The following is a 24,382-nucleotide window of genomic DNA, read 5'->3' on the forward strand; positions in this document are numbered from 1 at the left end:
ATTACCCTTAAATAAGATTAAAGAATACCTACCAATTTAATCAGAATAAAATCCCAAACAAATCACATTTTAAATCTATAAAACAGTTATATTGCACATAATTTATCAATTAAAATTAAAAATACAGAAACAATTTAATAAAAATTAAAAACTTATTTTTATAGCTTTCAACTTATACTTATATTTTACAAATAATTAATAAGGAGGTAGAAATGCCAAAATACTTACTATTAGCAGAAAAAATTAATAAAAATATTAAAAATTCTTATTCAAACAATCATTTTAGAAATTTAAATAATCTTATTGTAGAAATAAAAAAAGCTATTGCAGGCACTGAACTAAAGTTTTTATATAACTTTGTGAACTTCGAAGGTGTTGTTATTAGTGTAAAAAATGAACTTCCTATTAAGTTAGATATGAGTTTGATTCCAAAGCATAAAAGCGAAGATGACTTCATTTTATGGTTGGCAGATTTTATTGATCGAATCACTATCGATACAAGCAAAAATCTCCCTTAAAAGAAACAATTGCAAACTCTTATCTTTAGAAAAATTTTTACACCAAACCACAATGGATAAGGTATTTAAGGTTCTTGTCTAAGAGCTGAATTCATATCATGTCGAACTCTGCTGATGTTTTCATAAATGACTTTGCGCATTCGGTTTACTGCGCCTAATGGTTTATGCTCAGGTAGGGCATGCCACGGTGTAAAAGACAGATTCTCACAAAACTTATTTTGTTCTGGTGTGTCAAAGTTCTGCTTGGGAATATGAATAGTTGCTACTTGATAGAAAGGAGCTGCTTTTTCATCCCATTCTGTCATTGAGTCCTCTACCAACATTTGATTTGAAGTTCGTGGTTGAATAAGAAATTCCATACAAGCATCTGTACTTTGCAAAGTTTTCTTTAAAGCTTCTCTTAAAAAATCATGACTAGGATTCTTGGGTAGATTGTTTGGCTGCATTGAACAAGCACGTACTGAATATTTAACTGCTTGTCGATCATTGCCAAGCCCTAACTGATAGGGAACCATAGACCAATAACGTGCGTATAATGGATTTGCAATTTGTGAATTACGTGCTCCCAGAGCATTCATTGTTCCTTTAAAACCTAACGCAAATGGAATGTGAAGTTTTCTGACCATATTATGGCTATTCACGTCATTCATAAAAGAAAGATATCGTTTAGCATCATTCGCAAAAAAGACTGGATGATTAATCATAATAAAATCTTGAGTGGTTGCTTGCTTTTCACTTTCTAAAATTTTCTGTCCAGACACACCTAAAATTTTTATTGCGATGCCACGTGCATCTTTTTTAATGTCGGCATTAGAGGCATCATTTGAAGCATTAGAAAAACGAATCCAGGCTTGATAACTTCGATCTGGAATAAACATCCCTTTAGCAAACTGGACAGGTATATTTTTTGACACATGAAAATCGGCACGAACACATCCATGCGCCTTAGGATGTGCATCACGTAAAGCATTTCCTGCCGTATACTGTTCCCGAATCGATTTTTCAATAACTTGAGCTATGTTTTGAGCGAGCAACTCTTCGTTAGGCTGTAACTTTTCTCCTAATACTGCGTCGATCTCTGGATAAACGTTACTTTCCGAAGAGATCTTTGTGGTCGAAGTTGTGTTGGAATATAAAGTTTCTGTACAACCTGATAATGCAAATACAAGAGGAGTAAATAAAAACAAACCCTTAAAATTTATAGGCTGTATAAAAGTTTCCATTTATTAACTCCTCAGTGTAAAAATATTTTAGGATAATATTAAGATTTCATGTTTAATTTTATTTTGAACTTTATGAAAAATATAAACTGTAAATAATTTAAACGTCATTGTTACTTATCTGAACAATAAAATAGGAATTATTATTTAATATAAAACCTCTTAATACATTAAGAGAATGTAGACATGATAAATAACTCACAGAATGTACAAAATAATACTAATACATCACCTCGCCCAATCACTCAGAATACACTTATTGATCGGTTTAGCCCTATTTATTGGAGAATAGACGGCCCGCAAACGATGTCTTTCGCCATTACGAACTATGGAAATGGTTTTGAAGCATCTTTTAGATCACGTATGACAAATGATTTGGTAGGAATTACTTGGGATTCTTATGACAATAAAGATCATAAATTTTTAGCGTATCAAACCAAATATAGCTACGCAGGGGTGGTTTGGGACTTCGATATTGAGCTATCTGCCACGATGCCAGTGCTTAACAATCCAAGTTTAACGCCCACTTTAACGGTGTACTATAATGAAAATGGCGTAAATAAAATTGCATATATTGTTCTATTTAATTACGCAAATAATCCTTCCTCGCGAACGGCGCATATTCGTATTAATTGGGATACAGTAAAAGCAGGCTTCTCTGCTACAGATAGCTTTCCGGTAACCAATATTCAGCGAATCTCATTTTCTGGCTTTACCAGTGACTATAATGGTCAAACCGCTATACCTTTAAGTCAACCAAAAGATGGCTACATTCGCCTCACTAACTCAGTTGTAACTGGAACAAATGCAAAGTTAAATTTGAGCCGTGTAGTTGTGCCACAGCACAATTATGGCATCTGCACCAGCTATGACGACCATTATGACTTAAACCCGCAGCGCCTAGTCAACAATATGGTCGCTTTAGGATACCAGGGTTTCGTTAACCACTATTGTGGAATGTCGCATTATCCAGAAATGACATGGAAAAGCGATATTAATAAATGGCAAATATCTGATACGTTGGTGACAGGCGAGGCGGTCGTTAACTCATGCACTCGTAAATGGCATGAGAAATATGCCCAGGCTTTACATAACGTCAGTTTACAACCCATTTTTGGGGTCAGTTTTGAAATGTATTCCTTGGGGGCCAATGAATATTGGGCACAGCGTGACTGGAACAGTAATTTAGGTAAAACAGGCTACCAACCACCGAGCTATTTTTTTAGTTTAAGTCATCAGAATGCTTTGGCATATCTACATAAAGTCTTTATTGAGTTTGCTGATGCAATGGTAGTGGGTGGATGCGATGTAAATATGCAGATCGGTGAACCTTGGTGGTGGTATAACACTGACACCAATCTACCTTGTGTGTATGACTACCCAACAAAATTGGCTTTTAATGCAGATACAGGATTATATGCACCAGATTTAGGTACTATTTATGAGGCAATGAATAAAACAGGAACGCCATATGATGAGTTTAAAACATGGCTTAGAAATAAATTAGGTCAAACCTGTCAAAATATTCGTACCGTGATCAAAGCAAAATATTCCAGTGCCAAAGTTAGTCCGCTCATTTTCTTTCCTTCCATTCAGTCCCCAATTCAGACTTTAGCTACTTATATTAACTATCCAAGCCAGCACTACTCATATCCTAATTTTGATTACATGATGACAGAAGCTTATGACTGGTTGCTAGAAGCTCGCTTAGACTTGGCACATCAGGCAGTTTCCCAAATACCTATACAAGGGCTAGGCTATCCTGCCAATAAAGTCATTTATTTGTCTGGTTTTGTTCCCGATGCCTCTATTGCTTATATCTATGGTTTTGAAAAAACCAAGCCATATCGAACACCCATTTGGCAACGAATTTTTGGTGACATGAAAAACAATGTTTCTTTAGGGTTAATGAAGCAATTTATCTGGGCATATCCACAAGTTATGTTTGATTCAATTACGATTGATACCACTCAAGCCCCAAATGGCTTCTTTGTTGAAAATACGCTTTATTCTCCAATTAGTGATAACACACCATATCCACCAGATATTTACCTCTAAGTAAAAACAAGCTGCTTATAAGCTAATGATTTGATAAGAAACCTCTTCAACTAAGAGGTTTTCCTCTTTTTTAAATGTAGGCTTGCTTAGATGTATTTGACTGGCTATGCTGTGATAGATTGTCATGAAAGCCAATTTTAATTTAAGCAAAATTAAGCTCTTATATTATCAATATATAATCTATTTTGCTCGACTATAAATACCGAATGATTTAAAGGAAACCCAAAGATGAAATCTCGTGCAGCTGTCGCCTTTGCCCCAGGAAAACCTTTAGAGATTGTTGAAGTTGATGTTGCACCACCTCAAGCGGGTGAAGTTTTAATAAAAATTACCCATACAGGGGTATGTCATACCGATGCTTTTACATTATCTGGCGATGACCCAGAGGGTGTTTTTCCTGCCATCTTAGGTCATGAAGGCGCAGGTGTTGTGGTTGAAGTGGGTGAGGGCGTAACAAGCGTTAAACCTGGTGACCATGTGATTCCACTTTATACAGCTGAATGTAAAGAATGCTTATTCTGTAAATCTGGAAAAACTAACTTATGTGTTGCGGTACGTGCTACTCAAGGTAAAGGTGTAATGCCGGATGGAACCACACGTTTTTCATATAACGGCGAACCAATTTATCACTACATGGGTTGTTCAACCTTTAGTGAATATACGGTAGTTGCAGAGGTATCATTAGCAAAAATCAATCCTGAAGCGAATCACGAACAAGTTTGTTTACTGGGATGTGGGGTGACTACTGGTATTGGCGCCGTGCATAACACAGCAAAAGTACAAGAAGGTGATTCTGTTGCCGTATTTGGTTTAGGCGGTATTGGTTTAGCTGTTGTACAAGGCGCACGTCAAGCGAAAGCTGGGCAAATTATTGTAGTAGACACCAACCCAGATAAATTTGAACTTGCTAAGCAATTTGGCGCTACAGATTTCTTAAACCCCAAAGATTACGATAAACCAATTCAACAAGTCATTGTAGAAATGACAGGCTGGGGCGTAGATCATTCATTTGAATGTATTGGTAACGTCAATGTTATGCGCTCAGCTTTAGAGTGTGCACATCGTGGTTGGGGACAATCCGTCATTATTGGTGTTGCTGGTGCTGGTCAAGAAATTTCGACACGCCCATTCCAGTTAGTGACGGGCCGTAAATGGTTGGGTACTGCTTTTGGTGGAGTAAAAGGCCGTTCACAACTTCCTAAAATGGTCGAAGATGCTATGAAAGGTGAGATTCAACTTGAACCTTTTGTGACTCATACTATGCCTCTACAAGACATTAATACTGCTTTTGATTTAATGCATGAAGGTAAATCAATTCGTACTGTCATTCATTTCTAAATAAAAGAAAAAAAGGGCTGTGATTCAGCCCTTTTTTACCACTTATAGTTTTATATCTTAAATGGCATTACCACACATATCTGTTGTGCCTTGAGGGTAACTAAACTGTAGCGCATTACGGTCAGTAATAAGTTCACTAGACAACTCTTGCCCAAATAATTGTTCAGCATCTATTGATATAGCACTTGAAGCAGAAAAGCTTATATTCTCAAGTGGAGCGGGTAAAGTAGATTTATATCCCTGATCAACACCATTTATAATAAAGCCAACTTGCTTAATGTTCTGATTAATATAGATACCTAATCTTTGGTATCCATTTGCATTATTTGTCAGCTTCTGGCCTTTATAGTATGGATGGTCGGGTCCGCTATTATCTCTAAGCCGGTAAGCTATATTATAGCTTAATTTAGCAGGATTCTCACCAAAATCTGGATCATAAGTGCCCATATCAAACCAATAGTTGGATCTAACTGTATAGCCATTATTTGTTACGCCATTAAAACCAATGGCAGAGAAGTAATAAGCAGAATTACCAAATGATGAGTTTCCAATAGCTGAGATTGGAAGCTTAAGCTCTATTTCAAATGCAATAATACCTGTGTGAGGTAATATGAAATCTCCAATGTTATTGGATGAATAAAGACTAGCTTTACTTTTAGCTACATACTCTACAATACCATATTCATTTTCTGGTATAGGCTGATCCACTTTAAGACTAAATTTTTGGCCAATTATCAATGGGAATTTTTTCATAGACCAATAATCAGAGTGTTCATTATTCCAAAGATCATAATCTTCTTGAGTTGCATCAAAATTGTATTGGCAGACTGGGGCAGAAGAATTAAGGGAGGTAGTTTGGGCCAAGAGGGTTTGAGACGCTAATTTTTCATTCTTTGCAGTTGATGAAAAGTTTTTAGATCCGGCTTTTTTGCTTGAATCATTATGTGTTACTGTATTGGTATTATCAGGATATACATCATATATAGCCCAACATAATGTAATTGCACTAAGAGTAACTATACCTATTTTTTTCATAAATATTCCTATCAAATTAAGTATTAACTTTTTATAAAGTATTGATAAAGTAAAATTTATTATTAATATTTAAAATTATTATGTTTATAAACTATTGAATATGATTAATCATATTCAATAGTTACAGTGGCCATTGCACGAACTTTACCAGGCGTAACATTTGCTGCAGTTTGATAGTATCGAGCTGTTAAAGGAACATCATATTGAATGGTTTGATTTGATTGTACGGTTCCCAATTCTAGTTTATTACCTACACCAATAACCTGATTCTTATTTTGATAATTCCATACAAGTTGAACTCCAACACCATTTGCTTTAGTTGCATTTGGTTCAAGATTTTTTAAAACTTGAGTATTAGTGCCGTCTTGTTGATAATCAAAACTCAAGCTAATAAGGTTTTTTTCTTCATAACCCGTTGGGTTTATACCGCCATTACACAGAATATTGAGTTCGAAGGGTTGATCTCCTTGAGTTGAACCAACACCTTTAAACCCTGCCTTTGTAACCGTTGGCAGTTGTACCTGTTTATTAATAGCACCACGCCATTCACAAGAAGACGAAGCGATAGTAATTGCGTTGCCATATACGGTACTGGTTAAGAATGGACGATCACTTCGGTTTCCAGCATAATAACTACTATAAACACCAGGAACTAAAGTTCCAGCTCCAGTACTTTCAGCTGTTTTCACAATTTCTACAACGAAATAACCTTCTGCAAGATAAAAGCGACTGCTTGGGACACGACGAGTATAAGGGTAGTAACCAGAGAAATTTCCAGCATTAAATGCTTCACGATAGAGACGAATACCAATTCCTGGGATATTTGTTGAATAGATGCTATCCCCAAGTGAACTAATTGGGTAATTTTGTAATAACTGTGCCGTCAACATATCGGAAAGACTACAGGTATAGTAGGTATAAGAATCTGGTCTGATCTCAAAAAGTGATTTAACTAAAACTTTACCCACAGGGTCGCTTGGTCGAACTACAACTCGTCCAACCCTCATAGGAACATCAATTGTTTTGAAGCCCGAACTAGTTGAACACGCAGCTTGAGTCGCCGTATTAATACAAAAACCTACTGCAACTAATGCACTGTTTAAGAGTAATTTTTTCATTTGCAGACAGCCTCAGTCATTACCATGCTTTGTTGCTTATTTTGCAACTGATTACTAATGTTGTACTCAACCGAACAACGTTCATTGCTTTCGTCGCCCCATTTTACATAGAGACGATCTTGAGCAAGTGGGGTACGTAAGTAAATCATACTACCTTGTGCAACAATACCTACAGCTTCATCTTTTTGATTAAAGACTTGAGCGCCAAACGGTAAACTGTTGCCATCAGCAGTTTTACTATTAATGTAGACTGCATAACCTGTCTTAGTCGCAAAATCTACTTTCGCAATTGCACCAGCAAAAGGTGCGATACGTTGACTTGTTTCTTCAAGCTCTACTTGGCTCGACATTTCTTGTGGGTCAAGCGTAATATCGTTTAGGCGATAAGGTGTTACATACGGGATAACCGCATAACCAGCCGTATTTACGCTTAAACCAACGGTATTATTCACTTTTGCCCCAGCTGCATCAGGTGCATGCACAAGTACCATTGTTTGGCCTTGCTCAGGTCCAAATAAAATACCATCTGAATGTGCAACCACACTACCACTTAAGCTAACCATTGCTTGTTGGTAAGAGTCAGCAATACTATAAGAACCACCAACAGTTGCATAGTTCGTACGATAACGACCATTAGCGTTAAATGTTGGGTTTGCATAGTCTTGATGTGAAACAGAGGCACCATAACTAAAGCGATCGCCAACCATTCCGCTTGCGCCAACAGTACGGCTGTCTTCAGAAGCAGTAACGTTGACGTTGACTGAATTCTTCTTAAAGTTAATTGGGAATGAAAGCGTCATTAAATATTCAGTATCATGCGTCGCATCATTTGAACCGTACTCAACCTTACGGTTAATGGCAGATAAACCATAAGTTAAACCATGGTAGTTATTGCTATAACCAATTTGGTACTGCTTAGTACTTTCGCTACGGTTCCAATAGTCAACCCACGAACCCACTACATAGAAGTTACCCCAACCTTCAGGAAGGCCTTGGTTTAAAGTAATTTGGAATTCACTACGCTGGTGACCAGCAGCTGCATAAGTGTTTACGCCTTTTTCTTCTAAATCGCGAATAAGTAGAGCATCACGTAATTTATAGAAGTTTTCTGTCGAGTAACGATATGCAGCAAGAGTTAAGTTTGTGTTAGTCGGAGAAATTAACTTACTATAGCTTAAACGGAAACTTTGCCCAGATTGTGATGACTGTTTTTCAAAGTCAGCTTCAGAGTGGGTCATATCTAATGCAACAGCACCAATTGGTGTAGCAAAAGCAGCACCTAACAATACAGCAGCATAATTTTCTGTAGCTTGTATGCCTGTATAACCTGTTAGATAGTTGTTAATACCTTGTTGGTATTTACCCTGAACTACCCAAGGATTAAGGTCAATATCTTGATCTCGGAACTGACCTACAGTTAAAGAATAACGGTTTACACCTGGACGCAACATTTGTACAACTGAAGCATATGGAACCGAAAATTTTTGTACTTGACCATTTGCTTCAATAATAGAAACTTCAATTTCCCCACCAAAACCAGTAGGGTAAAGGTCATTAATCTCAAAGTTACCTGGTGCAACAGTTGTTTGATAGATAAGTTGGCCTTGTTGACGAACTTCAACTTTTGCATTGGTTTTTGCGTTACCACGAATACGAGGAGCATAGCCCAACATACTATTTGGTAGCATGCGGTCATCGCTTGAAAAATCAATACCGCGATAACCAATAGAGTCAAATACTTCGCCGTTGGTAAAACTATCACCTAGCGTTAAAACACCACGATATTTAGGGAAGGCTCTTTGTAAGTATGTACTTGTTTCTTGATAATCTGATTTAGATTGATTTTCAGCAGGCGTATCTTGCCACTGCCACTGGCCATTATGACGTAATTGCCAACCAGCAATATTTAAACCAGCTGTAATGCCCATAAACGCATTTGTTGTCTCGCTTTGATCATTAGACTGATTAAATGTTTTATATGCACTACCACTATAAGACAGAAAACCAGCATTAATACCGCGATCCCATACGCTTGGGTCGACATAACCTTGCGCATTTTTTTGCAAAGCAACTTGCGGAATAGAAATATCTACACGTAAACGAGAGGTATCAAATTCATAGAATGCATTTTCAACCCACTCTTCAATTTTATAACAGCTATTATTTTCTTTTTGAAGGGCAGTGTGTTTAGACAAAATGTCTTGTTTAACGCCGTACTCAAGCAGGTTTGTTCCTGTGAAACACGTTACTGCATTTTTATTAGGGTCTAATGCTTTAAAGACCATACGACGTTTGCCAAACCATTGACCATTTACATAAACGTCAACGTTATATTCGCCTGGTAAAACAGGGTTTCCATATTTAAAACGAGAAATATCAACTTTTTGAGCATCCCCAATTAAAAAAGCAGAATCAAATTCAGCCTCTACTGGAGCACTCGTAGTTGTTTCTTCAGCATGCACGAATACGGGCATTGTCATTGTGACAACACCAGAAGCCAAGTAGTAACAAATATGGCGTTTTAATAATTTATAAGATTCTTGCCTTTTTTTTGGCATAGCTAAGTCCGCCTACACATATAGGTGCTTAAATTTATTAAAAAGATAAATCTGATTACTGAAGTTTTATCGGGTGCTCAACGCGACCACCATAGTCATTGACGTTAATAAAACTCATATCTTGAAGGTTGCCATTCTTAAGCTGAACTGACGCTTCAGAGAAAGGCTTAATCATTAGCCCCTGAGGTAATAAATCAACCTTTTTATCACCTGCCTTTTGGTAAACAGAAGTCATTGTGATATGAAAAGGGGTAGGATTTTTTACAGTTAAATTTTGACCAGATTTAATCCATTGAAGCTTATCTGATGCTAAATTCGCATCTTCTTTAATCGATGAAGGACGATAGAAGAATTTAATACGTGAACGAATTGCAAGTTGTAAGAAATTATCAGGCGTCGTATCTTCACTTTTTGAAGTAGGTCTTGGTGGAATATCTAAAATATTCAACCACAGAACTGTTTCTTGCTTCTGATTTAACTGAGAAGCATTTGGTAAAGCTGTAATACGAAGAGTCTGACTTTTCGTTGCTTCAACACGAGAAATAGGAGGAGCAATCATAAAAGGAACTTTTGATTGGTCCGGTGTACTTTTTGGGTCACCTTCGTCAATCCAAGCTTGGACAAGTGCTGGCTTTGAACCGTTATTGCTAACTTGTAGCGTAACTTCTCTAGCATCTGACGGGTAAATTACACGAGTGCCATGAATTACAATTTCTGCTTGAGTAGCAGGTGCAATAACTGCTGAAGCAAATGCTAAACCTAACAAAAAATTATAACTGTTCAATTTCATTTTCGAGTTCTCAACCAAGAAAGATTCAGGAAAGCGTTACACAAAACAGGGTTTCCATGCGGACATAGAAACCCCGCTATCAATTAATTATTGATAGATAATTGTGTATTGAACAGAAGTAGTTACTTTACCAGCAGTAGAAGCGCCAGTTGCATAGTATTCAGCGTAGTAGTTAAGGTCAGCACCTGCGCCATCAGCTACGTCAACCCATTGAGAGTTAGCTTGAGCACCGTTTGCACCCGCTGCAAGTACTGGGATGAAGTTGTTGTTGCTACCTAAAAGTTGAACGTTAACGTTTTTAGCACCAGTAGCGTCTTGGTTAAGTAAGCGACCAGTATTAAAGTCAACAGTTGCACCTGGTTCGAAGTAAGTAGCTACTTTACCTTGTGAACAGTTAGCTAAGTTGATTTGGAAAGGAGTACGACCAGCAACATCCCCAGCAACAGCTAAAGTTTGTTTAGAAACAGTTGGAAGAGTAACTGTGAAGTCTTTACCAGCAGGGGTAACGATGTCACAAGTTTTGTCTGTAACTAAACCATTAATTGTAATTGTACCATCAGCAGCTTGAGCATTAGCAATCCCTACAACCGAAAGAGCAGCGATCAAAGCAAGTTTTTTCATAGTGTTTTCTCAAAAGTCTGGATAAAAGTTTATTTCCTTACTTTTCCAGTGTTTGACATCTTGAAAAGTAATGCGGCGATCTTAACACTTATTAAACAAAATGCAAACTAGATCACATTATTTTTTCATAATTTTAATTCAATCACATTTATTATTTGAGATGTAGAGCCGCTATCAGTAGCCTATACCATTGTTTATGAAAGTTTTTTTATTTTATAAAAAAGAAAAGCTATAAAGAGAAGAAAATTACATAAGAACACGATGTAAATAAAAAAGAATTAAACAAATTATGTGAAAAATAAGCTTAAATTCATAGAATACAATTATATAGAATAAATTGTGCATATGTATACAGAAAAATATACAAATAGTCATTTTTATGAAAAAAGAGTGACTCATCAATCAATTGATCAAAACATGCGATCAATTCGACAAATCACTCTTTCATTAAACTTACTACAAAAATAAGTTTGGATATTAATGGTAATTAATAAGCACGACTTTGTGGTTAGAACTTATGCTCTCAATGCTTGTGTCCATTTTCTCAGTATGTTGAGCTAATTTAAAAAGACTATCTTTATTTAAATATTCACTATCAAGTTTAATATTTAAATTATTTACCTCAACACATTCTATCTCGCTATGTTCTCTTGAACATGTATCTTCAACAATATTTCCTCTTATCATTATTGTGTTACTTGCATAACAAAATAGTGGGGAAGAGGAAAGCACCATCAAAACAAGAAGTTTAAATATATTATTTTTCATTTTATATACCTATTTATAAAATAGTTTATATATATTTGATACCTTATTTTTAATTTAAAAACAATCATTAAGCTTTAAATAATAAAAAATTATTAATTTGTACGTGATATAAATCACATTAAACACTTTAAATAATGTAATAGTTAAAATTTCTAAAACCTTATTAATAACAAAACCACAAAAATTACATTAAGTTATTGTTATTTATATAAATTAAAAAAATAATGATTAATAAAAAAACAAACTAAAAATTAAAACAATATGATATACATTAAAATATTTAATAAAAATATAATTTATTTATTTTATTTATAATTTATGTTTCAAAATTACTACTGAGAAATAAAATATAGATTTTAATAAAAATGTGATTGAATATACATTATTAAGCTAATGTGTAATTAAATTTGCTTTATATTTCTGACCTGAGCATATAAGACCTAATGAATTAGAATTTAGCATACACTTTAAATATTTTAGGAAAATGAACTAACGAAATATAATTCGTAGATTCCTTTGGATTTAGGTAGGAAGAAGTTCAATAAAAATCAAACAAGCGATTATTAGCTAAACCTAATCATAATTTCTATTTAATTAGATTTTATGAATCCTATTTATTATCCATCAATAGCAACGTCAGAAGATGCTAGTGCTGAATTTAATTAGAATAAAAATTCATTCCACATAGCTAAAACGTACAGCAATAACTAGAAGAAAATAAGCGCTACAAACAAATGAAGGATAGCTACCAAGCTATGGGTCAATATTAAATTATACAACTGTTCGTATAATGTATATTATGTTAAATAAAAGATTTGGAAACCTACCATATATAAGGCTTCGCTTCTCTATGTTGTTGCTTCACTACTAATTCTTTACTGTGATGAATACTTAGCTTGGTTAACTGTATGTGTTGTTCTAGCAAATTACTAAACGCCTAAGCTGGTTCTATTGGATGCTTATGTATTAAACCCTATTTCTAATCTTAACCAGAATAAAATTTTCTAGACAACTTTCTGTAAGTTGTCATTACACTTTTATATTTACCCTAGTGAGCTGAGCTACCTACTAAATTCACAAGCTGTATTTGCAACTACTGGCTGCTATAGAGATTTCTTTTTCTAAATCTCCTTCTAATCCTCAAAATTTTTAGCCTATTAAATTAAAAACTAAAACTCAAATCATTCTGTATGCTATTGAAATTTAAATAAAATATTTAAAAAAATTCTTTTACATGCTTGAAAAAAAAGATATAGTACGTGTATACAGCTGTTCTTTAAATTTAGCTCAATGGTAGATCTCAATTCATATACAATATAGCCATACAATTAAAAAAAATAAGATGCTGATCCAAAGCTCTCTTTTGACCTTTTCTCTTTAAATTCTTATTTAAATGTCATATCTAATCTAAGCAAGATTCATAAAATAATTTTTATAATTTAAATAATGGATAATTAAATATGGATCGTTTTAAAACTATTTTACTTATTGCAAGCACATTTTTAACAACAACTATTTATGCCAAACAACAAGTCGTTTGTGTGTATGACCCCATTGGTAAATCGGGAGATGCTTTCGCTTTAGCCAAAGACTATGCACTTGAAGCTAAAAACTGGGGTGCTGATCTATCTTTAAAAGCATATGTAGATGAACGCATTGCGGCTGAAGATTTAAAAGTCGGTAAGTGTGATGGCGCTATTATTAGTGGTTTACGTGGCCGTCAATTTAATAAATACACAGGATCTTTAGATGCAGTTGGCGCATTAACAAATATGAAAACGGCAATTAATGCCTATAAGCTGTTGTCCTCACCAATGGCCGCAAAAAACATGGTGGTCGGTCCTTACGAAATTGCAGGTTTAGGCACAATTGGCCCTGCATATTTGTTTGTAAATGATAGAAGTATCAATACACTCGCTAAAGCTGCCGGTAAAAAAATTGGGGTATTCAAATATGATGAAGCCCAACCAAAGCTTGTTCAACATGTCGGTGGTCAGGCTGTATCTGTAGATGTCACCAATGCCGGTGCGAAGTTTAATAACCATGAAATTGATATTGTGCCCGCTCCTGTTGTGGCATTTAAACCTTTTGAGCTATACAAAGGTTTAGGTGAAAAAGGAGCTATCGTTCGTTTTCCTTTGACTCAAATTTCAGCCAACTTCATTATTCGTAAAGACCAATTTCCAGCAGGTTTTGGGCAAAAGTCTCGAACTTGGGTAGCCAGCCAACTAAACAGAACGTTTGGCGTTATTGCTAAATATGAAAGTGATATTCCTTCAAAGTACTGGATGGATATTCCTAAAAATGAACAATTAAACTATATGAAAATGATGCGTGAAGCACGTATACAGCTAACCAAAGCAGGTATTTACGACCCTAAAATGATGAATTTTTTGAAAAAGGTAAGATGTAAAGAAAATCCAAGTAATTTTGAATGTGCGTTAAATGATGAATAAATTAAGCAAACTTCTTCTTTCATCATTAGCTTAAACCAATTTTCTTACACGGATGTTCTGAAATACCCATGTTTATTTAATGAGCAGCTATTTTTTATTAAAATTTTCTTTTAACGCATCGATTAAGATATTTAATAAAGGTGCTTGCTCACGTCTGTGGGGATAATACAGATGATAAGGTTCATAGCTATGTCGCCAGTCCTTTAGCGTTTCTTCCAGTTCACCACTTTCAATATAAGGCTGAACCATGTCAATAGGTAAATAAGCGATTCCTACACCGCTCCTTACTGCTTGAAGCACTGGAGATAGGGTTGTAAAAACGATTTTAGCATTAACAGTAATTATTTGTGTTTTACCTTGTTTGGTAAATTGCCAACGATAGAGTTCACCATGTGTTGGTAATCTTAAATTAATACAGTGGTATTCCACTAAATCTTTTGGATGCTTTGGGTGACCATAACGAGCTAAAAACTCTTTGGTTGCAACTGTTAGCATTTGTATTGGCTCACTCACCTGTAAAGCGATCATATCTTTAGAAACCAAACCACCTCTTCTAAGTCCTGCATCAAAACGCCCTTCTACAATATCAACAAGACCATAATCAGATATGATCTCTACTGAAATTTTTGGAAATTGTTGTATGACTTTTTCAACTGCTGGCCATAAAACACTTTGTATTCCATATTCATCTGCACTAATACGTAATGTTCCTGCTGGATCATTTTTTAAAGCACTAATTTGATTTATGCCATTTTCTATTTCTTCTATTGCAGGTTGAAGCAAATTCAGTAGATATTCACCTGCTTCTGTCGGTGCGACACTTCTGGTAGTTCTTGATAATAGTTTTATGCCAATTCGGTCTTCTAAATTACGGAGTGTTTGGCTAATGGCTGACTGTGACGTTCTGAGTTTTGCGGCTGCACGGGTAAAGCTTCGCTCTTGAGCAACAACCATAAAAGTATGCAAATCATTTAAATTTTCTTTCATTATTTATAAGTATTCAATATAAGTACTATCTGATTATAGTGGATTATCATAATAAATCACTACGGTTATATTAATTTCATCGACCTAGTTCTTCTTTCGGAGAGAAGATGATGAAAACTGTAACTTTCAAAAATAAAAATATCGATGTTTCTGCAACTATTCGTTTTCCAAAAGATTTCGATGAAAACAAAACATATGCAGCAATTGTATGTGCGCATCCAATTAGTAGTTGTAAAGAGCAAACTGCAGGCGCAATCTATGGTGAAAAACTGACTGAAGCTGGTTTTATTACTTTAGCGTTTGATGCATCGTATCAAGGTGCTAGCGGTGGCGAACCTCGCTTTATTGAAGACCCTGCAACACGTGTAGAAGATTTCCGCTGTGCAGCCGACTATTTAACAACGCTTGCTTATGTTGATGAAAACCGTATTGGTGTATTAGGTGTGTGTGGTGGTGGCGGTTATGCTGTCAATGCGGCTATGACTGAACGCCGTTTTAAAGCAGTCGCAACTGTTGTAGCAGCAAACTATGGCCGTTTAATGCGTGAAGGTGACCAAACGCCTGAAGCAGCTATTAAAACTTTAGAAGCAATTGCTGCGCAGCGAACAGCCGAAGCGCGTGGTGCGGAACCATTTATTACCCAGTACATTCCAAACTCACAACAAGAGCGTGAGCAAGCTGGTATCAATGATATTGATATCAAAGAAGCGATTGATTACTACAAAACCCCGCGCGGTCAGGCAGAAGGTTCACCAAATAAACTTCGCTTTTCAGGTTTAGCGGCTGCTGTTGGGTTTGATGCCTTTCATTTGGCAGATCACCTACTCACTCAACCCTTGCAAATTGTGATTGGTGATATAGTGGGTGGATTCGGTTCTTATCGCGATGGTTATGAGCTATATAGCAAAGCGGCTTCTAAAGATAAAAACCTCTTTGTGGTTAAAGATGCAAGCCATTATGACTTATATGACCAACCTGAACCTGTTGCTCAAGCCTTAGAAAAAATTATTCCATTTTTTCAAAAGCATCTTTAAGCCAAATATTGGAAAGTTTCTCAATTGGGGGAACTTTCCAAATAGAAACCTTTTAATGGTAATTAAACAAGCCTTTTATAATAAATAGCTGTGCCGTCATAGTTCCCATTTGAACTTAAAGCGAAAATTGGAATTACCCCCACTCGAACAAATCCAATTTTGGTATATAAAAGTTCGGACACATCGCCTTCACGTGTATCTAAAACAAGTAAACGCAGACCTTTTTCTCGTGCAAAATTTTCTAGTTCATTCATTAGTAATGTTGCTATTCCTTGTTTTCTTAGCGATGTAAGCACCGTGAGTTTTTCAACTTCTGCCCTATGAACGCCGTTCTTTTTACTCACTAAGGACAACTGAACACTACCTACAACTCTGCCTTGTTGTATGGCAATCCATAAACGGCTATTACCTTGGGCTAATTTATGGTTGACCTCACGCCAATAATTTAAGACCTCGTTCTTTTCTATAGGAGCTAAAAAACCTATTGAAGCTCCGCTATTGATAGAATCTTCTAACAATAGAGATAAGCCTTCTTCATGGTCACTAATTTCTTTTATTTCTGGAGAATAATTTTAATATAAAATTAAGCACTAAATGTATGAGCCCTTTTATAATTTATGATCAATCATATAACGTATACGTATAGCTAATTCTTAAATATTTCTACCAAAAAATTCTATTTTTTGGTAATTTTAGGTCCAAAATAAACTATATCAATAAATTCATGCTCAGGTTTAAGAGGCCATTCGATATATATTCTAATTTGCTCAATTTTAATTTTCCCATGAAAAGAATAAGACTTCAATGAATCAGAACTAGGGGGATAGAACTTCAGTTCATTTTTAAAATCTCTTTTATCGTTTTCTGTTTCATCAGTAAACCATGCTTTATCTCCGTGAAAGTATTTAGTTATTAATTCTATAGTTTTATCAGTAAAATTCTTTTGAACATCTCTACTAATAATAATTTCGTCTAGAGCCCTAGAAAGATCAAAAAAACGACGAGCTATACCTAAATGAAATGGTTGAATACTGATCTGCTCGATAAGTTTCTCACTAAACCTTAAATTTTTAAAGTCATCTTTTGCAAAAGTAATTACATCATTCCAATTTTTAGGTTCTCCTCTAGATTTTTGAACTGTTTCTTTAAAATCCTCTAACCTCCAAATATTATCTAATTCAATAATATTTAAAATTTCCTCAGCCAAACCATGCTGAACACGAATTTTATTTTCACAAAAATTACTTCCAAAACTAAATGAAAAAATTGGAATCTTAATTAAACTTCTACGAGAGCACTCTCCTATACCTTGATTTGTAACATCCACTTTATTAAACTCAAAATAATCATCTTGATTAGCTACTCTACTATCATTCCAAAATAATCTTGATTTATCTAGCCAAGATAAAATAAGTGATTTTGTATTGGATTTATTAAGTTTAAGTATTACGTCTCGAACAGTATTTTCTTCATCAACTTTATTATAGGAAAAAGTATTAGTTATATAAAAGGATGATCTATATTTTTGATTAGAAATTAGAACTTTTATTAAATCATCAAATGCTTTCACAAGTTCCTGATGATTATCAAATCCAAATGTGATTGATAGATCGTTAGCAATAAATGACATGTAAGTTAAACCCATCCATTAAGAACTGATAAATCTTGTTCATATTGATCAAAAAAACCTTCAGGCCAATCACTTAAATTACCATTAGGATCAATAATTGGATTTGAAATATGATTTATAAATTGAGTTTTATCATTTTCATATTTTGTTGAAAAAAATAAAACATTACTATCTTCAGAAGCTAAAATTTCTTTCCTTACGGCAATCCTTATACCATTCAAAATATGGTCACTATGGGTTTCAATAATAACTTGTACACCAGCAGAAGCAATCTTTGCAAGGAATTGAGCCATTTGAGATTGTCCACGTGGATGCAAATGTGCTTCCGGGCTATCAATTATTAAAATATCATTTTTTTTTGCAAGTAATCCTGCAACAAGTATTGGGAACGCATATGAATAACCATATCCAATATTGGCAGGGCTAACCCAATCCTCATACCTATTTTTTTTTAACTCAAGCCGAACAAGAGGGGTTTTCTCAATAATTTCAGTATTTGCCTCCGCATCAGGAAATATATCATTTATCCATGCGTTAAATTGCTTTCTAAAATTTAATGAAGGTTCATTGGAGTGTAATTTTTGAGAACAAACATCAGAGTCTGAAAATTGGTTAAAAAACCATGGAGCATACTGGCCACACTCTCCAACATTTATATTATTTGAATCTTCTGGTATAGGAAAAACATCTTGGCAACCTAATCTTACCGCACTTATATAAATTAAATTAGTGAGATAATCAGCAAGATATTGGGCATCGCTTTTATCAGATAAAATATCTAAGGTATTTGTACCACGCTTGCTAGCATCAAGAATTATTTTCTTCTCTATATTTTCTATCTCATAAATAAATTCTATATTTCTATTATTAGCATTACGGCTTAGAACATCACCAGTTGAACCTAACTTAAGATGACAACCATTTAATTGAAGAAAACTGTTATTACTCTTTGTCTTCAATTGTGTTGGTAGGATTAGGGCTTGTAATACTGTAGATTTACCAGAAGCATTAAACCCTGTAAAAAGATTTAATTTCTTTAAAGGAAAAATATTATTATTAAAGCACTTAAAATTTTTAAGATGAATTCTTCTAATCATTTCAAATATCCACAGAACTTTTATACTCACCAAACATACATTCAAACAATAAAAAAATATTCCTTGGATAATATTTAAAATTATATTTCATAAAAATATTTTCAAACTCATTATTAAACAATGAATATCTCTCATTAAATGGAGCACTAGACATAGCTATATTTTCATAACACTTTACTAACGATTTGACCATTTCATTATCAATAGAGGTATTAAAATGTGACAACTCAAACTCAATAATATTTTGAACACATGTTTTATCCAAATCATGTCCAAATACTTTATTTACTAATTGATGTCTATATCTAATATTATAAGTATTATTTGTTGACAAAGTAATAGAATCATAAAATGGAGGATACTGGAGAAGAAAAATAAGTTTATCCTTTAACATAATATGATCTAATTTCTCTAATTTACTCCAATTTAATGCAAAACAAGTTGAAATTGTATCAAACAAAGAAACATTTAAGACAGTTCTTTGATTAGGATTTCTAGCAATTGATTTTCTAAAAGAGTTTTTACCAAATATTTTAAAATTAAGACTCATTGATTTTATAAAATCAATCATCATTGTATCAATATCATGCTGTGGCATTACATTAATTTTTAATAGTGCTTCTGCTAAATAATCTTCCATTTCTCCTTTATAGTCATCGATAGAATTTATATAAAAAGCACAAAAGCGATTTATAATTTCCCTATCACGCATAGTCTTCTTCATACTTTGAGCTGGAGTAACAGCTTGTATAAAAGGTAAAGAGTTGGAAGCATCTTTTAAAAACTTTGTTGCTGGTCCAGAGTATAAGCAGTTACGCATTTGTTGACGTGTTAATGGAACACCACTATTAACCCGTTCAAAGATATCTAATCTTGCTCGTTCAGGAGCTTTTGAATCTAAAATATATAATGTAAGTTGCGTATCCTCTATTCGTTCCTGTAAATGTATTGGTAACTGACTAAATTTTTTATCTCTTATGAGGTCATCTGGATCATTGCTACCAATATTTTTTAGAGAAAATTCATCGTTAATATATTTAAAAAATGTAGTCAATCTTTGTAGTCCATCTACAACAATAATGCGCCCATCAACATCCTCAGCTACGTATAAAACAGGTAATGGAATTCTCATTAGACTAGATTCAATTAATCGAACTTGCTGATTAATATTCCATACATAATCTCTTTGAAACTCTGGATCTAATTTATAACGTCCCTTTTTGATTCTAGTAATAATTTCACCAACAGTACGTTGATCCTTGCGGACAAAAACTGTATCTAGAGGATAGTCAGCCCAAGATTCAGAATTACCTTCATCCAATCCTTCTACTTCAGCTTGATACTCTAAATCTAGATTCGTCATTAAAAAAATTTCTCTTCAAAATTAGTTAAGTAAAGATTTATTCATTAAGTAATGATTATATTAAATTTAAGTTGCTTTTAAAGCTATTGCAATCTTGATTTTTTATAACTCATGTAGAATAAACAATGTTAATTATGAAATTTTGCTGCAAGTATTTGTAATTAATAAACATAATATAATTCAATAACAAATAAGACAGCTACTTGACTTTGGTCTTAGATGGAACTCACCCCATCCCCCTCAAAAACACCTCAACCATCCTTTCATCAACTTCACCCAAACTTAAACGCTGAATAACGGCGCCTTCGATCATATATAAAAACAGTTTGGCATCAGTAAAAGAAACATCAGAGTTAAGTGCTCTAAGCAAACTATATATTTCGTTGGTGAGCCATGTTCTATATCGCACGGCGGTTATATACGCTTTTGGATGAGTTAGTTTTGTTTCAAAAATAGCTTTAAATAATAGGTAATACAGTCCATCTAGGTCTGCATGCAAAAGATAGAGCTTTTTGAGTTTATCTGTTGCGTTTGTGCTGTGGTCATATTCAACCACTGAAACCACTTTTTCTTTTAAGCGCTCTTTTTGCACAATCAGGCAGATTTCAATCAACCGTTCTTTTGAGTGAAAGTAGTTATAAAAAGTCGCTTTGGTCACTTCACACTCTTTCACAAGTCTGTCGATGCCGACCAGATGAAACCCGTTGTAGTGAAATAACTCAATTGATTTATTTACGACTTGTACTGCACGTGTTGGGAGAACTATTTTTGGCATATTTTTACCGTTATAAAATTATTGTTGTAAATAGATGAGATATAAAAACCGCTTCCTTTTGGGAGAAAAAAGGCATAGCAAAGCCGTAAAGACTGTGCGCAGCACATCTCAAGGTTTAATTGTCTAAGTTTTAAGTAATAACGAGCTAAAGCCTTACGGCGATCAAGCTGCGTTAAATGTTTTAAGCTGTGTTGTTATAGCTTTTGGCAATGGTTGCCAAGAAATGATGAATGTACAAAGCCAACTCCTTATATATGGAGTTCTGCCAAGACATTAGAATTATGGTGGCAGAACGAAAGAGGGTTGACAGACTGGTAGGACTCCAGCACACACAAAGGTGTCCCTCTCCCGTCCTACCGCTACGGGAGGGAACGAGAAGTACACACAAAACTATTCCTCGGAAGGAATAATCCCGATGCGGTCCTATAGCAGTCTGTCAAAACTGCCTGGCAATGTAGGCCAGAAGCCAAATGTTAATCTTCAATATTTAAGGTGTCAATGTGAAATTGGCTAGAAATTATTTAAATAATTATTGTTTTTCATTTAATTACATAATTAAGGATATTCTTAAGTAATATTTACAATCTGCTTTTATATCATTAAGTTAAATTTTAAAGTTGAAAAAAATTTAAGGTTGGGTCTTGTTCTTATCAAACAAGAATGAATAAATAAAAAGAGACACTACTGTTATTAAGGGATGTTTTTAAGAGTCGCTATCCAGTATAAAATTATGACTTAAGCGACCAATCTCACAAATTAGGCCGTGTCATATACTTAAAGTGATAAGAGCAAAAAATGACTCAAAATAAAGTTGAATTAGCAGAGAAATTATCAAAAGAATCGCATCAAGGTCAAAAGTATGGTCCTCATGATTACTTTGATTACCATATTAAAGGTGTGGTCAATTCATTAATTGAGCATCGATTTTCACAAGTCTATATTATTACAGCCCTTCTCCACGATAGCGTTGAAGACACACCTCTTACCCTAGCCAAAATCGAAAGTTTATTCGGCAAAGAAGTCCGTGATGCCGTTGATGCATTAACTAAACGCGAAGATGAAACACGCGAAGAATATCTAATGCGTTGTGGTTTAAATCCAATTGCTCGAGTTGTGAAACTTCATGATGCAGCATTTAATGCGCATAACTCACATAAAGAAAATAATCAATCACGTGTAGATTATTATCTTCAAACCATGTTAGCCGTTTCAACGGCGCAAGATAGGTTGGAATGAAAAGACAACGAAATGAATCCGTTGCCTTTTTATTTTTAAGATTGTGCAAATGCCCAAATATCTTTTGAGGCAACCGTGTCAGATACAAGTCTAAAACTCATAGGTTCTAAGTCTTCATCTACCACAACATAGCCTTTCGAGTTATTTTTTAGCGCATCACACTTGTTATCGGTCAGTTGATAATTTGCAGTGTTCGCTAAAGCACTTTCAGTAATAACACCTGTAAATACACAATTTGGGTCTTTCGAGACAATTTTGCCTTGTGCATTGACCTCGGCATTTACCGTTGTTCCATCTGGAAAAGATAAATCGTAATTGCCGACCAATTGATTCAGCGTAATTTTCTGATCATCAATTTTTTCATAATGTGCCAATTCAACGGTCATTGATTGATTAGACTGATTGCTCTGCCAAGCTTTGGTTTTTGCGTCATAGCTCATCACAATCTTGGCACGATTTTCATCATCATCTAAAACCAATAATTTAGAACCATCTGCGCCAGAATAGTATTTACCCGCCATCGGTAACTCTTGATCAGTTTCGGTACTAATAATATAAGTACCGACATCTAAGCTCGGAGCTAAGGCAGGTTTTTCAGTCGAGACTTGGTCATCATGATCATTGTCATTACAAGCCGCCAATCCAAGCCCAAGAAGTAAAACCAACAAACAACGTTTCATGGTCTTTCTCCCTTACTTGTTAAATAGGCTTTTTAAACGAATTTTGAGCCATTCTTGAGCTGCTGGTCGCTGGTCATAAGCAACTTGCATTGCAGTTACAGCAATTTTGCTTTGCATTACAGCGCTTTCATCCGACATTTGCGCGGCTGTTGGAGCCGATGGTGCCGCATCTATTCCTAGACCAAATTGGTTGTTGCCTTTATTGTCTTTAGTCACTTGGAACTTCAATTTATATAAGTCATACGTCCCAATTTTTGAAAAAGCAAAAGGTGTGCTGGTTGTTAAATTTTTAGGAAAATTCACATTTAAGGTAATGCCTTTTGGCAACAATTGGCCCTTACCTGCCTTAGCTTGTAATTCTTTTAATAACACTACGGTTTGTTTTGCCACAATCGCAGAGTTAGGGTTGTTTAAAGTTTTGTCATCTACCGTGTTGGTATCGGCGCTTAAGGCAATAGATGGAATACCGCGTCCTGCCGAAAACTGTACATTGCCAATCGTGCCAGAGTGCACAACGACTTTTCCGACATTTTGTCCTTCATTCGGGCCAGATAAAACTAAGTCTGGTGCTTTACCCCAACGCTTTGGCGCAACCACGTCTAGTCCATAAACTGTTGCCATCACTGGTGTGCCATGCGTGTAGTTCCAGTCGCCATTGGTATAACCCGCTTTGGTAAAGGTTCCAGCCGCAGGTGCGCCAATTGGTGCTGCACCATTGTGACAACCATTTTCAGCCGCAATTTGCTTATCATTATCCGCAGAAATCGTTGTCGAGCTATACATCACGATTGCACCACCGCGACCACTTTGTGGTGAACACGGTACAGACACAAGCACGTTATGACCATTTGCTTTTAATTCATCATAAAGCGCTTTGACATTGCTGGTTAGACCGTCATCGTTAACCAATAGAATATTTAGTGCAAAAGCTGGAGTTGTACACAAAGACAGAATAAGGCCGCCCAATAAACTTTTTTTCATCACTTAACTACCATGTTCTTAAATTTCGATTTGTATAGTAGTTGCGCTATATGTACGTTTAGTGACTACGCATCAATAAAAATTAAAATACTTTTCCATTAAAAATTAAATAATTATAT

At 34.9% G+C, this 24,382-nt stretch carries 21 protein-coding genes; 6 read left to right on the forward strand and 15 right to left on the reverse strand.

What is annotated here, in order from left to right:
• The first annotated feature begins 212 nt into the window (after window positions 1-212).
• Window positions 213-518 carry a hypothetical protein gene (locus tag J663_RS12670; protein ID WP_033850075.1) on the forward strand — a complete coding sequence of 102 codons (306 nt, stop codon included), beginning with the start codon at window positions 213-215 and terminating at the stop codon, window positions 516-518.
• Between the two features lie 65 nt (window positions 519-583).
• Here the strand turns inward: J663_RS12670 and J663_RS12675 are convergent, their stop codons facing one another.
• Window positions 584-1,741: a catalase family protein gene (locus J663_RS12675; protein WP_033850077.1), complete on the reverse strand. Its 1,158-nt coding sequence runs from the start codon at window positions 1,739-1,741 to the stop codon at window positions 584-586.
• 183 nt (window positions 1,742-1,924) lie between these two features.
• Here J663_RS12675 and J663_RS12680 point away from each other — a divergent pair, with 183 nt between their 5' ends.
• Both J663_RS12680 and J663_RS12685 read left to right on the forward strand, forming a co-directional pair.
• The gene (locus J663_RS12680; RefSeq protein ID WP_033850078.1) at window positions 1,925-3,796 is read left to right on the forward strand and encodes a hypothetical protein; all 1,872 of its coding nucleotides are present in this window, start codon (window positions 1,925-1,927) and stop codon (window positions 3,794-3,796) included.
• A gap of 228 nt (window positions 3,797-4,024) precedes the next feature.
• Window positions 4,025-5,134 (forward strand): S-(hydroxymethyl)glutathione dehydrogenase/class III alcohol dehydrogenase, encoded by a 1,110-nt coding sequence (locus J663_RS12685; RefSeq protein ID WP_033850079.1) that lies wholly within the window; start codon window positions 4,025-4,027, stop codon window positions 5,132-5,134.
• A gap of 57 nt (window positions 5,135-5,191) precedes the next feature.
• Here J663_RS12685 and J663_RS12690 read toward each other — a convergent pair whose 3' ends face one another.
• From J663_RS12690 to J663_RS12715, 6 genes are all read right to left on the reverse strand, one after another.
• Entirely contained in the window at window positions 5,192-6,169 is a 978-nt protein-coding gene (locus J663_RS12690) for a DUF4882 family protein (protein ID WP_033850081.1), read from the reverse strand.
• Window positions 6,170-6,273: 104 nt separating this feature from the next.
• Window positions 6,274-7,287 (reverse strand): fimbrial protein, encoded by a 1,014-nt coding sequence (locus J663_RS12695; protein WP_033850084.1) that lies wholly within the window; start codon window positions 7,285-7,287, stop codon window positions 6,274-6,276.
• A complete protein-coding gene (locus J663_RS12700) occupies window positions 7,284-9,845 on the reverse strand; it encodes a fimbria/pilus outer membrane usher protein (protein WP_033850086.1) in 2,562 nt (853 codons plus the stop codon). The genes J663_RS12695 and J663_RS12700 overlap by 4 nt, the downstream gene beginning before the upstream one ends.
• 55 nt (window positions 9,846-9,900) lie before the next feature.
• Window positions 9,901-10,635, reverse strand: coding sequence for a molecular chaperone (locus J663_RS12705; protein WP_017398844.1), 735 nt, complete (start codon window positions 10,633-10,635; stop codon window positions 9,901-9,903).
• An 87-nt stretch (window positions 10,636-10,722) separates the two neighbouring features.
• Window positions 10,723-11,256, reverse strand: coding sequence for a fimbrial protein (locus J663_RS12710; RefSeq protein WP_002113678.1), 534 nt, complete (start codon window positions 11,254-11,256; stop codon window positions 10,723-10,725).
• A 477-nt stretch (window positions 11,257-11,733) separates the two neighbouring features.
• The gene (locus J663_RS12715) at window positions 11,734-12,024 is read right to left on the reverse strand and encodes a hypothetical protein (RefSeq protein WP_005069200.1); all 291 of its coding nucleotides are present in this window, start codon (window positions 12,022-12,024) and stop codon (window positions 11,734-11,736) included.
• A 1,460-nt stretch (window positions 12,025-13,484) separates the two neighbouring features.
• Between J663_RS12715 and adeT1 the strand changes: the two genes are divergently transcribed.
• On the forward strand, window positions 13,485-14,480 hold the full coding sequence (gene adeT1, locus J663_RS12720; RefSeq protein ID WP_033850088.1) for a putative multidrug efflux protein AdeT1: 996 nt from the start codon (window positions 13,485-13,487) through the stop codon (window positions 14,478-14,480).
• A gap of 87 nt (window positions 14,481-14,567) precedes the next feature.
• On the opposite strand, the gene J663_RS12725 is transcribed toward adeT1, so the two are convergent.
• The gene (locus J663_RS12725) at window positions 14,568-15,467 is read right to left on the reverse strand and encodes a LysR family transcriptional regulator (RefSeq protein ID WP_033850090.1); all 900 of its coding nucleotides are present in this window, start codon (window positions 15,465-15,467) and stop codon (window positions 14,568-14,570) included.
• 110 nt (window positions 15,468-15,577) lie between these two features.
• Here J663_RS12725 and J663_RS12730 point away from each other — a divergent pair, with 110 nt between their 5' ends.
• The gene (locus tag J663_RS12730; RefSeq protein WP_171073666.1) at window positions 15,578-16,501 is read left to right on the forward strand and encodes an alpha/beta hydrolase; all 924 of its coding nucleotides are present in this window, start codon (window positions 15,578-15,580) and stop codon (window positions 16,499-16,501) included.
• Between the two features lie 62 nt (window positions 16,502-16,563).
• Here the strand turns inward: J663_RS12730 and J663_RS12735 are convergent, their stop codons facing one another.
• The 5 genes from J663_RS12735 to J663_RS12755 all read right to left on the reverse strand — a co-directional run bounded on the left by J663_RS12735 (window position 16,564) and on the right by J663_RS12755 (window position 21,366).
• On the reverse strand, window positions 16,564-17,058 hold the full coding sequence (locus tag J663_RS12735; protein WP_050598817.1) for a GNAT family N-acetyltransferase: 495 nt from the start codon (window positions 17,056-17,058) through the stop codon (window positions 16,564-16,566).
• A 119-nt stretch (window positions 17,059-17,177) separates the two neighbouring features.
• Complete coding sequence (locus tag J663_RS12740; RefSeq protein WP_155762406.1) at window positions 17,178-18,131, reverse strand: hypothetical protein; 954 nt, start codon at window positions 18,129-18,131, stop codon at window positions 17,178-17,180.
• A 5-nt stretch (window positions 18,132-18,136) separates the two neighbouring features.
• Window positions 18,137-19,228 carry an AAA family ATPase gene (locus tag J663_RS18610; protein ID WP_033850094.1) on the reverse strand — a complete coding sequence of 364 codons (1,092 nt, stop codon included), beginning with the start codon at window positions 19,226-19,228 and terminating at the stop codon, window positions 18,137-18,139.
• A gap of 1 nt (window position 19,229) precedes the next feature.
• Entirely contained in the window at window positions 19,230-20,591 is a 1,362-nt protein-coding gene (locus tag J663_RS12750) for a DUF262 domain-containing protein (protein WP_068972720.1), read from the reverse strand.
• Between the two features lie 226 nt (window positions 20,592-20,817).
• Window positions 20,818-21,366 (reverse strand): TetR/AcrR family transcriptional regulator, encoded by a 549-nt coding sequence (locus tag J663_RS12755; RefSeq protein WP_033850095.1) that lies wholly within the window; start codon window positions 21,364-21,366, stop codon window positions 20,818-20,820.
• A 795-nt stretch (window positions 21,367-22,161) separates the two neighbouring features.
• Between J663_RS12755 and J663_RS12760 the strand changes: the two genes are divergently transcribed.
• The gene (locus tag J663_RS12760; protein WP_033850096.1) at window positions 22,162-22,602 is read left to right on the forward strand and encodes an HD domain-containing protein; all 441 of its coding nucleotides are present in this window, start codon (window positions 22,162-22,164) and stop codon (window positions 22,600-22,602) included.
• 35 nt (window positions 22,603-22,637) lie between these two features.
• Here the strand turns inward: J663_RS12760 and J663_RS12765 are convergent, their stop codons facing one another.
• Both J663_RS12765 and surE read right to left on the reverse strand, forming a co-directional pair.
• Complete coding sequence (locus tag J663_RS12765) at window positions 22,638-23,282, reverse strand: hypothetical protein (protein ID WP_033850097.1); 645 nt, start codon at window positions 23,280-23,282, stop codon at window positions 22,638-22,640.
• Window positions 23,283-23,294: 12 nt separating this feature from the next.
• A complete protein-coding gene (gene surE, locus J663_RS12770; RefSeq protein WP_081404732.1) occupies window positions 23,295-24,266 on the reverse strand; it encodes a 5'/3'-nucleotidase SurE in 972 nt (323 codons plus the stop codon).
• Window positions 24,267-24,382 lie beyond the last annotated feature (116 nt).

The sequence above is a fragment of the Acinetobacter sp. 826659 genome, from assembly GCF_000588515.1.
Taxonomy (GTDB): Bacteria; Pseudomonadota; Gammaproteobacteria; order Pseudomonadales; family Moraxellaceae; genus Acinetobacter; species Acinetobacter pittii.

Coding starts and splice junctions, on each gene's coding strand:
- J663_RS12670 (WP_033850075.1), top strand. CDS start 213: ATGCCAAAATACTTACTATTAGCAGAAAAAATTAATAAAAATATTAAA.
- J663_RS12675 (WP_033850077.1), bottom strand. CDS start 1,741: ATGGAAACTTTTATACAGCCTATAAATTTTAAGGGTTTGTTTTTATTT.
- J663_RS12680 (WP_033850078.1), top strand. CDS start 1,925: ATGATAAATAACTCACAGAATGTACAAAATAATACTAATACATCACCT.
- J663_RS12685 (WP_033850079.1), top strand. CDS start 4,025: ATGAAATCTCGTGCAGCTGTCGCCTTTGCCCCAGGAAAACCTTTAGAG.
- J663_RS12690 (WP_033850081.1), bottom strand. CDS start 6,169: ATGAAAAAAATAGGTATAGTTACTCTTAGTGCAATTACATTATGTTGG.
- J663_RS12695 (WP_033850084.1), bottom strand. CDS start 7,287: ATGAAAAAATTACTCTTAAACAGTGCATTAGTTGCAGTAGGTTTTTGT.
- J663_RS12700 (WP_033850086.1), bottom strand. CDS start 9,845: ATGCCAAAAAAAAGGCAAGAATCTTATAAATTATTAAAACGCCATATT.
- J663_RS12705 (WP_017398844.1), bottom strand. CDS start 10,635: ATGAAATTGAACAGTTATAATTTTTTGTTAGGTTTAGCATTTGCTTCA.
- J663_RS12710 (WP_002113678.1), bottom strand. CDS start 11,256: ATGAAAAAACTTGCTTTGATCGCTGCTCTTTCGGTTGTAGGGATTGCT.
- J663_RS12715 (WP_005069200.1), bottom strand. CDS start 12,024: ATGAAAAATAATATATTTAAACTTCTTGTTTTGATGGTGCTTTCCTCT.
- adeT1 (WP_033850088.1), top strand. CDS start 13,485: ATGGATCGTTTTAAAACTATTTTACTTATTGCAAGCACATTTTTAACA.
- J663_RS12725 (WP_033850090.1), bottom strand. CDS start 15,467: ATGAAAGAAAATTTAAATGATTTGCATACTTTTATGGTTGTTGCTCAA.
- J663_RS12730 (WP_171073666.1), top strand. CDS start 15,578: ATGAAAACTGTAACTTTCAAAAATAAAAATATCGATGTTTCTGCAACT.
- J663_RS12740 (WP_155762406.1), bottom strand. CDS start 18,131: ATGTCATTTATTGCTAACGATCTATCAATCACATTTGGATTTGATAAT.
- J663_RS18610 (WP_033850094.1), bottom strand. CDS start 19,228: ATGATTAGAAGAATTCATCTTAAAAATTTTAAGTGCTTTAATAATAAT.
- J663_RS12750 (WP_068972720.1), bottom strand. CDS start 20,591: ATGACGAATCTAGATTTAGAGTATCAAGCTGAAGTAGAAGGATTGGAT.
- J663_RS12755 (WP_033850095.1), bottom strand. CDS start 21,366: ATGCCAAAAATAGTTCTCCCAACACGTGCAGTACAAGTCGTAAATAAA.
- J663_RS12760 (WP_033850096.1), top strand. CDS start 22,162: ATGACTCAAAATAAAGTTGAATTAGCAGAGAAATTATCAAAAGAATCG.
- J663_RS12765 (WP_033850097.1), bottom strand. CDS start 23,282: ATGAAACGTTGTTTGTTGGTTTTACTTCTTGGGCTTGGATTGGCGGCT.